At 45.5% G+C, this 10602-nt stretch carries 8 protein-coding genes and 1 pseudogene; 4 read left to right on the forward strand and 5 right to left on the reverse strand.

Going from position 1 to position 10602, the window contains the following annotated elements:
* The first annotated feature begins 500 nt into the window (after positions 1–500).
* A complete protein-coding gene (locus tag BKN38_RS09455) occupies positions 501–1346 on the forward strand; it encodes an HDOD domain-containing protein (RefSeq protein WP_066457123.1) in 846 nt (281 codons plus the stop codon).
* A gap of 2 nt (positions 1347–1348) precedes the next feature.
* A complete protein-coding gene (locus BKN38_RS09460; RefSeq protein WP_066457125.1) occupies positions 1349–2758 on the forward strand; it encodes a hypothetical protein in 1410 nt (469 codons plus the stop codon).
* A gap of 155 nt (positions 2759–2913) precedes the next feature.
* On the opposite strand, the gene cmoA is transcribed toward BKN38_RS09460, so the two are convergent.
* Positions 2914–3765, reverse strand: a complete 852-nt coding sequence (cmoA, locus tag BKN38_RS09465) for a carboxy-S-adenosyl-L-methionine synthase CmoA (protein ID WP_066457127.1) — start codon at positions 3763–3765, stop codon at positions 2914–2916.
* A 258-nt stretch (positions 3766–4023) separates the two neighbouring features.
* Between cmoA and nrfH the strand changes: the two genes are divergently transcribed.
* Both nrfH and BKN38_RS09475 read left to right on the forward strand, forming a co-directional pair.
* Positions 4024–4497 (forward strand): cytochrome c nitrite reductase small subunit, encoded by a 474-nt coding sequence (gene nrfH, locus BKN38_RS09470; RefSeq protein ID WP_066457129.1) that lies wholly within the window; start codon positions 4024–4026, stop codon positions 4495–4497.
* Between the two features lie 25 nt (positions 4498–4522).
* Positions 4523–6352 carry an ammonia-forming cytochrome c nitrite reductase subunit c552 gene (locus BKN38_RS09475; RefSeq protein WP_066457131.1) on the forward strand — a complete coding sequence of 610 codons (1830 nt, stop codon included), beginning with the start codon at positions 4523–4525 and terminating at the stop codon, positions 6350–6352.
* A gap of 462 nt (positions 6353–6814) precedes the next feature.
* On the opposite strand, the gene BKN38_RS09485 is transcribed toward BKN38_RS09475, so the two are convergent.
* From BKN38_RS09485 to BKN38_RS09500, 4 genes and pseudogenes are all read right to left on the reverse strand, one after another.
* Entirely contained in the window at positions 6815–7069 is a 255-nt protein-coding gene (locus BKN38_RS09485; RefSeq protein WP_066457136.1) for a hypothetical protein, read from the reverse strand.
* 304 nt (positions 7070–7373) lie between these two features.
* Positions 7374–7757: pseudogene (locus tag BKN38_RS12335) on the reverse strand (methyl-accepting chemotaxis protein); the annotation flags it as partial.
* Between the two features lie 1411 nt (positions 7758–9168).
* The gene (locus tag BKN38_RS09495; RefSeq protein ID WP_066457142.1) at positions 9169–9489 is read right to left on the reverse strand and encodes a hypothetical protein; all 321 of its coding nucleotides are present in this window, start codon (positions 9487–9489) and stop codon (positions 9169–9171) included.
* 347 nt (positions 9490–9836) lie between these two features.
* On the reverse strand, positions 9837–10602 hold a 766-nt coding region (locus BKN38_RS09500), incomplete at its 5' end, for a polysaccharide pyruvyl transferase family protein (protein ID WP_143000275.1).

The raw sequence follows: 10602 nt of genomic DNA on the forward strand, positions 1-10602 counted from the left end.
AAGATCCTCGCCGCACTAGAGAACTACTAAAACCACTAAGGCCCTATATGCAAAAAGTTCGCTTTACTACAAAGATTGGCTACTATACACCTTGGCTGTATAGGATTCTTAAAAAAATTAAGCGAAAGCTAGAGCATTTGGGAATCATAAAAGAAAAACAATAGCACACTTTGCAAAACGACTGCAAATACCCGGGGTTGCAAAAAAAATAAAGCGAAGTTGCGTGACACTTGATTGTTTTTTTGCAGATTCTAAATTCCAGTGCGTGTTTTTATATATTTTCCACTAGATTCCACCAAACATAGATTCTAACGATTCTAGCGCACTTATTGCGCGCCCCATTTATGTGTCCTCGCCACATTCTCCGCGTTGATTGCAAATTTTAAACGCAAACATAATATTTTTTCGCTAAAATTAGCGCCAAAAATACCAAAGCCTTATGCAGCATAGATGTTTCGCGCGCGATCCACGCGATGACACACATTACCCAAAGGACTAAAATGAACGATATGCTATTGACACTCATCGAGCAGAATCTACCGCCACTGCCAGACACCGTCATCAAGCTTCGAGACTATATCGATGAGATGGGGTCCAAAATCGAAATCGCTGGTGTCGTGGATATCATCTCCAAAGACCCGCTAGCCACCGCAAACCTCCTCAAAACCGCCAACTCCGCGTATTATGGATTCTCATCAGAAATCTCTACGATAAACCAAGTCATCGCCCTGCTTGGCATCGAAAATGTCAAAAACATCGTCATGGCGGACTCCCTGCGCTCCAGAATCAAAATAAATGTAAGCCCCTATGGGCTTGATACCGACATTTTTATGGGAAATTGCGCTAGAGAAGTGGATTTCATCTCCAACTGGCTAAATGCCGAGGACCGCAAGCTCTCCCAGACACTCATCCCATGTGCGATGCTTTTGCGGCTAGGGATGATTCTATTTTCCAGCGTGCTTATCAAATCCAAAAAAGACAAGGCGTTTCGCGAGGCGCTTGCGGCAAATGATTTCAAAAATATAGCCATCGTTGAGCAGGAATTTTTCGGCGTGGATCACATCTCGTTTTTGGCTTACTGCTTTGATCATTGGAAGTTTGATGAGGTGCTGATACAGACGGTTGTCTATGTGATAAACCCCAACTCCGCGCCGCTAAGCATCAAGAAAAACGCCTACGCGCTCTCCATCGCTAATCGCATCTTTGAGCCATACGAAGGCGGCAATGAATACAACACCAACGAAGCCGTAGCGCTCGCCAAAGAAGCGGCGGCGCAGGGCGTGGATTTTGACATACCAAACCTCATAAAACACATCCCAAATAGCAAGACAAACGCGCATAGCTAGTAATGATTCTAGCCTCGCTTAAAAATGCTTGGGTAAATGCGCTCGCCAAATGCCCTTTGGCGCAGAATCTAGCAGCGCGACTTTCGCGCTCTTTGGCACGAAATTTAGCCAGAGTCAAAACGCACCAGAATCTAACTACTACCAAAAACCAAGCATACCCAAATCCACTTAACCACCAAGCCCGCCAAAACCTAGCCAAAAGCCAAGCATATCAGAATCTAGCCAAACCCCAAACGCCCCAGAATCCAGCCAAATCCCAAACACCACAAACACGCCAAGCGCCCCAAAACCCAGCCAGCCACCTTTTACGCCTTTTAGCCTTGATTTTCATCTGCCATATTTTCACCGCCAGCGCGCAAGCCCTCACGACAAAAACTATCGACATAGACCGCGAGCGGCAAGGTTGGCGCGCCGAGCTAGCCCGCACCTCGCTAAACTTCTCCTCCACCCAGATAAACAACCAAGAAGACTACACCGCATTTGCCAACAGCCGCATAAGCGGCGACTCCCAGCTCATCCTCCAGCTTTATGGCAATATGCTTTTGGATTATTACGCCAAGCGCTTCGTGTTTTTCAACTCCCTGCTCGCAGAATACGGCGAGACGATGGTGTTTATCAACCCGCGCTCAAGGCTACGAAACAAAACGCTCGATAGAATCCTCTTCTCCACCGGCTACACGCAGCGTATATGGAGGCTTGAGCAAATCGGCGGCGGCGAGATAGGGCCATTTTTGCAGCTTAGCTTGCAGAGCGAATTCACGCCATCCCCAGATATGCCCTATCGCAAAAAATACTTCCGCTTTGCCGCTGGCGTGCGGCTTTTTGATGGCAAATACATCCAGAATCTAAAGCTAAATCTCTTTGGCGAGGAGGATTTCAGCGACATACGCCACCCCATAGAATCCATGGGGGCAGAGACTGGCATCACGCTCAAGCGCAACATCCGCGAGGGCGTCGATTTTAGCACGATGCTAAACTACCGCCACTATCTTGTCAATAACTACCCGCACGAGCGCAATCCACAGCTAGAGCTAGAACTTAGCGTGCGCCTAGACACCGCGCTTTGGAAAAACCTCACCATCTCGCCCTTTGTCAATCTCTACTTGCTAAAGGGGCGCTACATCGAAAATGTCGGGAGCAATGTCTTCATCGGCGTCTCACTCGGCTATGGCAAGGTATTCAAAGACAACAAAGGCGCCATACCGCCAGCCCCACCAATCTCAACGGAATCGACACAAGCCACCAACCACACAGAATCCACACAAACCAAATCTGCACAACCAGAATCCAAAAACAAAGAACAAAGCACAAAAGAATTGCAACCAGAATCTAGAACCAATGCAAATTCTACTAGCTCTGCAGATTCTGCAAAATCTACAGAATCCACAAGCGGGCAAAAATTGCAAAAATAATAATTTTATAAAATGACAAGAATGCACAAAAAGTCAATAACTGAAAAATCCCCGCTAAAAAGACATCAGAATCCAAAAACTTGGATTTTTAGGTTGCGCTCTATATAGCTCGCTATTTTAGATTCTAGATTCTGGGTGCTTTGTATCCGCTTAGCTTACTTCACCGCGATGAGTGTGGCGAAATTCACCCATTTAAACAGCACTTCGACATGCGAGAATCCAGCATCCTTCAAAAGCGCGATATTTTCATCCAAACTATAAGGCACAAGCACATTCTCGAGCGCCTCGCGCTTGGCGGCGATCTCGCTTGTGGTGTAGCCATTGCGCGCTTTGTAGGCGTGATAGTAGGCGATCATTTGGCTATCTAGCATACGATTTGCGCTCGTCGTCTTTTCGCTCACTATCAGCACGCCGCCAGAATCCAGCGCATCATAGATTTTGCTAACAAGCTTTGCGCGCATGGGCGGTCTTATGAATTGCAGCGTGTAGTTGGCGATGAAGCCCTGCGCGCGCGCAAACGCCACTTCCATGAAATCCGCGCAGACAAACTCTATATTTGCGCTATATGCTTTGGCTTTGAGTTTTGCTTGGTGTATCATCGCCTCGGATGAGTCAAGCCCGATAAGCTCGGAATCTACGCGGTTTCGCAAGGCTAGGAGGGTGTTGCCAGTGGAGCAGCCTAGATCATAGATTTTGCTTTTTGGGGCAGAATCTATGGAGTCTCTGGATTCTACAGATTTTTGGGGGTTTGCAGGCGCGCCAGAATCCGCGCTTTTAGATTCTGCATTTTGGCTAGATTCTGTGACTTTTGCCTGCTCGATGCGCTTAATATTTTGCGCCATAAAATCCACGCAAAGCTCCAGCGTGTCTTTGTAGTAGGGGATCGATCGCGCCAGCATATCATCAAACACGCTCGCCACCTGCGCGTCAAACTCAAACTTTTTGTGCGTGGGGTTTTGAAAAATCGTGTCTTTTGCGGGTGTTTGTGGTGGCGTATTTTTTGGCATATTGACTCTTTATTTTGCGGTATTTTTTATCAAAACTTTATTCTTGTCAAAACTTTTTCTTATCAAAACTCTAGCAAATCTTCAAAAAATCTACGATTCTAAATGAGTTTGGTTAATATTTGGCATACAAAATCACAAAAATATCCAAAAATGCCAAAAATCCGCATCATTATATTCACATTTTTACATAATTTTAAGAAAGCATCGCCTATAATTTCCCAAGGCTACAAAGATAATGCGAAAGTAAGGAGAGAGGAGATGAAGAAAAAAGTCTCTATGATTGCTGTCGCAGTGATATTTGTGCTGGGTTTTATCATAGGAAATGGCGTGTATAGCCTCTACAATGCCGACGCGCTTAGCTACCTTTCAAGCGATTCTTCCGCGTGCAACAACTGCCATGTGATGAATCAAGTCTATGCAGATTACAACAAAAGCTCGCATCAGAGCATAAACTGCATCGATTGTCATTTGCCGCATTCTTTTGTGCGTAAATGGGTGGCAAAAGCACAAACAGGGCTAGGGCATGCATATCATTTTACTTTTGATAAAGACTTGCCGCCAAATTTCACTGCCAATGCAGATACCAAAGCGTGGGCACAAGAAAATTGCATACGCTGCCATGGGGATTATGCCGCTAATTCGATAAATCCCACATTGGATAGCAAACACAACAAAGGATCGCTAGACTGCCTCTCTTGCCACCAAAATGTCGGGCATTTGCGTAGTTTCTAGCTAACCTCACAAAAAGGAGACAACAATGAACAAAAAGACCATGTGGATTATCCTCATTGTAGCGGTGATCATCGGCGCGATTGTAGCGTATATCACTGCGGATATCGGAGAGAAAAAAGGCGAGCAAACAGCGCTCTATCAAGGACCTTCGCTAGGACTTAGCGACAATGATCCTAGGCTTACAACTTGGGGCAAACAATTCCCTGACTACCTAGATATGTATATGCGTGGCGCTACCGCAGAAGGTAAATCTACGGAGTTTGGCGGAAATATCGCATACAACAAGCTAGAGAGATTCCCGCAGCTTGTGAAAATGTGGGCTGGGTATCCATTCTCTGTGGATGCAAACGAAGAGCGACATCACTTCTTCATACAAGCAGACCAAATGAAAACCGCGCGTAACAACAAAGACTTTCTAAACGCCGCTGGATTCAAAGCGTTTGGCGGGCAACCTACTGCTTGTATGAACTGCCATAGCGGCTGGACTAGCTGGCTTTTGGAAAATGTGTCAAAAGGCGATTTTTTGGCGTTTAACAGCTCAAAATACTGGACTATGATAAAAAATGTCCCTGTGATGGATGGCGAAGCGCCTGATAGCGAGGCACATACCGGACTTCATGGCGGCACTAGGATGGGGCTAGCGTGCGCTGATTGCCACTCGCCAAAAGATATGAGCCTTCGCATCACACGCCCAGCACTCGTAAATGCGCTAGTAGCTCGCGGATATGAAGCAGATGAGACGCAAGGTATCAAAGCATCCCGCCAAGAAATGCGCACTCTTGTGTGCTCACAATGCCATGTCGAGTATTACTTCGCACCTGCTGGCAAAGTAACGACTATCGGTGAAAGCATCGCTAATGATCCAAACGCAAAATGGCTTGATGGCACACAAAAGACTTATGAGCAAATCGATTATTGGCGCAATGGCAACAAGCCTACACAAATCGAAGTCGCCGGCACAATGCTGACATTCCCATGGAGTGAATGGAAAAAAGGCGAGCCTTTCAGAATCGAGATGTTTGATGATTATTATGAAAAAATCCGCGACAAATTCCCGCAAGACTGGGTGCATAAAGACACCAAAGCACCAATGCTAAAAATCCAGCACCCAGAGACAGAGCTAGCAAGCGGCGGAATCCATGCCAAAAATGGCGTAAGCTGCGCGGACTGCCATATGCCTTACACTCGAAATGGCGCAAAAAAGGTGACAAGCCACCAATTCACATCGCCGCTAAATGATGTAAATGCATCGTGTAAAACATGCCATAGACAATCAGAAGACTACCTAAAACAACAAGTCTATGACATCCAAACATCTGTAGCTTCTATGCAAAGAAACGCAGAATACGCGATCGTAAGCCTCATCGAAGATGTGAAAAGCGTGCGCGCAAAAATGGGTGCTATGCCAAAATACCAAACCGATGGCAAAGCAGATGATGTCAAAATCTCAAAAGCGCTTAGTCAAGTGCTAGATTTGCATCGCAAATCACAAATGAGAGCGGATTTTGTCAATGCAGAAAACTCCACTGGATTCCACAACCCACAAGAAGCTAGCAGAATCATGGGGCAATCTATCGCGATGGCAAAAGAAGGGCAAGCGCTGCTAGTCTCTATCGCCGCGCAAGATGGCATCAACATCACGCCTTCAAATCTAGGCTTCAAAGACATCCAAAAATTCGCGCCCGGCGAGCTCAAATACCCTGCGGATATGGAAGGGCATAAAAAAGGCGAGCTCTACTACAACGAGCCGGATGAAAAAGATGTCAATCGTGCGCCTAGCAAAAATCTCCTAGAGCTAGATGAGAATCTAGCGCCTTACAACTACACCAAAATCAACAAGCCCCTAAGCCACTAGGCTTTGGGCGCTTGGCGCTTTGGTGTTTTGACGCTTTTGGGCGCTCAAATATCTTTTTAGCGGGCATATTTTTTGGGTGGATGCATTTTGGCACCTGCCTTTGCTTGCTTCCCCCATTTTTTGGGCGGGCACATTTGAGCGCTTGCCTTTACTGGCCTTTGCCCCCCATTTTTGAGAGACGCGCAATCGCTGGGCGCTAGCGCTTGGGCGATTTAAACGCCTAAGCATTTCGTCTCGCACCTTTTTACTCTTGCTATATAATCTATCCGTAAATTCTGCTTTTATTGCTTTTGGCTTTATTCTTTTTGTTCTTTTGGAAAGATTTTGAGCTTCGTTTGAAAAATCGCGAAACAAGTTTTGGGAGATAAGATTTAGTTTGTCAGCGTGGTTTTTAAGCAAAGGCTTAAACTTTCAAGATGGTTTTACAGCATCAAGCCTAGAATCTAGATTTTACAAAAATCGCTAAAAATTCACGCTGATGCCGCCTTTGATACTCCAAGTGTACGCTCTGTCATAAGCTATTTTGGCGTTGTCAAACACGCTCCAATACGCGCCAGAATCCACAAAAATATCCACCTGTTTATAGACATTCACGCCCACAAATGCGCCGAGTTTGTTGTCATAGCCGCGATTGTTGCCGATGATGTCATAATACACGCTGTGATCCACCACCGCGCGCGCACGCCCAAGCTGTGCGATAGCGCCTATTTTTAGCATGGCGTAGGGGTTGTGGATTATCTCGTATCGATAGCCTATACTTGGCAGCGCGAAAAATGCCAGTTTGCTAGCGTATGCGCCAAAGCCCAGCCCAAGCTCGATGCTTGGAAAAAGCCTCGCGGATAAGAATCATAGAATCATAGAATCATAGAATCATAGAATCATAGAATCCCAAGAACTAAAATTTGTGAGCCCAGAATCTAAAAAACCACAAACTCTAAAATCCAAGAAGCTTAGAATCCGCGAAGCCCCACAAAGCCCCACAAATCCTCACAAAGCCACGAGAAGCCCCACAAATCCCCGCTTAGAACTTCTTCTTATTCACATCGCTTAGGATGTCATTAGCGATTTTGGCGACTTCTTGCGTGATGGTGTTGGTGTCGTTGGCGACATTGACATTATCTTGTGTGAGTGATTCTAGCTGCGTGATAGACTCGTTTATCTGCGTGATGCCGCTGGTTTGCTCTTTGATAGACTCACTCATCTCATTTATGCCCTGCACGAGCATATTGATATTTGCCTCGATTTCGCCTAGGCTTTTGCCGGTGCGTTCAGCTAGCTTCCTCACTTCATCCGCCACGACGGCAAATCCTCTTCCATGCTCGCCCGCCCGCGCCGCTTCGATAGCAGCATTAAGTGCTAGCAAGTTTGTCTGGTCAGCGATGTCTTTTATCACGCTAATGATATTTTTGATATCTTCGGCTTGATGCGTCACTTCTTGCGTGTGGTTGCTGACATTTTGCATAGAGCTTGAGATTTGCTCGATAGCACTTGCGCTTTCTTCTAGCGAGCTGGCTTGCGATGAGCTACCGCTGAAAAGTTTCGCCATAGAATCTTTTAGGTTCTGTGTTTGTGAGGTGAGATTTTGCGCGTAGGATTCCGATGAGCTTAGGATCTGGCAAATCTCCTTGCCAAGGATGTTTGTCATACTTTCCACATTGCCTTTAGCATCGGGCACTTGCTTGGTAAAATCAAGCGCTTTATACGACTCAAACACATCATGTATCGCATTCATATTCGCGCCGATGCGGCTTTGCAGCACATCTAGCATATTATTTAGCACATTTTTTAGCTCTTTTAGCTGTGGGTTGCTCGGGTCTTGCGTGATGCGCGCGGTGAGATTCCCGCTCTCGACTTCTTTGGCAGTTTGCGCGGACTGCTCGATGGCTAGCTTGTCTTGTTCAAGATTTTGCTGCACGATTTGTATGTTGTGGTTTATCTCTAGTGTCGCGCGCCCTAGCTCATCCTCTGCCTTTGGCTTCACGAGATGCGGCGGTGTGTCGCGCTTGTGATTTAGATAGTCAAAAAAGCCAAAAAGCAGGTGGCTCATATTGTTGATGCGCGCCACGATTTGCGCGCGGATGAAGAAAAACATCACTAAACACACGATAATCACGACGATGACATTTGCGATAATCATAAGCAAGCGGAGATTTGTCACTGGCGCTAGCACAGATTTTAGCGGTGCGGAGACGATAAGCGTCCAGATAGCCAAACCATCGCCGATATTGACATTTGCCACTGCGGCGCGGCTGGTTTCATTTAGCGAGTTGGTATAGTCAAAAATGCCCTCTATTTGGTTTTCGATAGCGTGTTTTAGGTCATTCATCGTGGGGCTTTGATTTACCTCGCGCAAATATTTGCCTAGAAACTCCTTGCGCCCATGCACCGCTATCGTAGAATCTGTAGAATACATCCCCTTAAAATCGCCTTCAAAAATCGATTTGCTAGGGTCTTGGAGCATAGTCGTGATGCCAGATAGATCGATAAACACGCCCACCACGCCGCGCACTTTGCCATCTTTGCCAAAAAGCGGCTGGTTTATCCCCACGCCAAAATACTCTTTGCCGCCGATTTTTTGGTGTGTGGGGCGTCCTATCGCGGGTTTGCCGCTGCTTAGCACTTCTTTGACGCTGCCAAAGTTTGCGATGACTTCCTCTGCTTGCAGAATCTCCACGCCGCCTTTTGCATGCATATTATTATCGATTGCCAGCACCATAAATTCGCCATTTTTCAAGCGATGCTTGGGATTTGGGATATTTTCACCACTAAAGGCTTGGTCTTTGATATACACATAGCCGATTTGCCCCCAGCGATTGCTATCGAGCATATTTATGATGTTGGATTCTATGGATGCCCTGCTCATCGCTGCGCCCGCGCAAAATGTAGTCGTTTAGGTAGATGCGCGAAGTATCCACAGCGACATAGATTTCATTGAGGATGCTTTGGACGAGGTTTGCCTCGCGCGCGGCGCCGTTTATGAGGAGTTTGTTTGCTTCGGTGGTTTGGATGGTGCGAGAGTTTTGCACGACGATAAAAGTAAGTGTGCTCATACAGATGATAAGCACCAGCGAAAGTGTCGCCATAATCTTTGAGCCAATGCCAAGCCTGCTAAAAAATCTAATACCAGAAATTCCCATTTTTGCCCCCTGTGTGGAATTGTGTGGAATCTAAATTCGCCCGCGCGCCACGCCAAAGTCCAAAAATCTAAGCACGCAAGCTATCAAGCTTTGACTATACCACAATACGCCGCTTTGCACGCAAAAATCACGCAAAATATCTAATGCGTTTCACTAAAACACACAAAGTGCTTTTTGAAGCTAGCTCAAAATGCAAAAATGCGGGCTTTTGGCCGCGCGGATTTCCAAAGGGCTAGGATTCTGGGTTTGGATTCTATATAGATTCCAAAGTGTTAGCAGCCAACCAGAATCTAAAATTCACCAAACAAATATATAAGAAAATAATATTTTTAAAAATTTATCCAAAATCAATTTGCTTTAAAACTAGCTATAAAAGCCCTTAGCTCTTTTAGCCTTGCCTCATCGACCTGCTCGCCTTGTTCTTTTAAAACGCTCAAGCGCACATTTTCAAGCATTGCTTCTTTTAGCGGCTCTATGTCTGGAGCCTGCGGATTGAAATCGATTTTGCCTCGCTTCAAATCCTCTATGCTATAGATTGGGATGATGTTTTCTAGCGCGCTAAAGCGATTTTTCTGTTCTTCAACGGTGCGTATTAGCACGACTGGGATTCCCATAGCTGTGGCTGGTGAGGCGCAATGCAAAGCAGAAGTAATGATAATCTTTGCTTTATTTTCATAGCGCGCAAGCAAATCTTGCGTCATTTTAAAACAATTTTCTTCAGTCCAGTCATCTTGGAGCTTGACTCTTTGCTGATTGATAAATTCAGCATTTTCTAACAAATGCTTTGGGATAAAAGATAGCAACTTTTTATCATCAAATCCCACAAAAAACACTTTTGTTTGGGTTGGTTTTTCTTTTCTTTTTGGCAACGTGCTTGTAAGACATCTTGAAAAATAAGCTTTTATCCCCAATTTTTGCAAAAATTCAAGGGTAAAAATGTCTCTACAGCCGACTTCTTTGTCATCAAAATAGTCTGGAAAATATGCCAAAAAGCGCTTTAGGAAATTTTGGGCGTTTTCAGTAAAATGTGTGCCTATAAAAATGCTTTTTAGATTCTGGTTTGGCAAAAAGTTAAAACTTTCAAACCAACCATACATGAGCACTATTTCACCC

The sequence above is a fragment of the Helicobacter sp. CLO-3 genome, assembly GCF_001854545.1.
Lineage (GTDB): Bacteria > Campylobacterota > Campylobacteria > Campylobacterales > Helicobacteraceae > Helicobacter_B.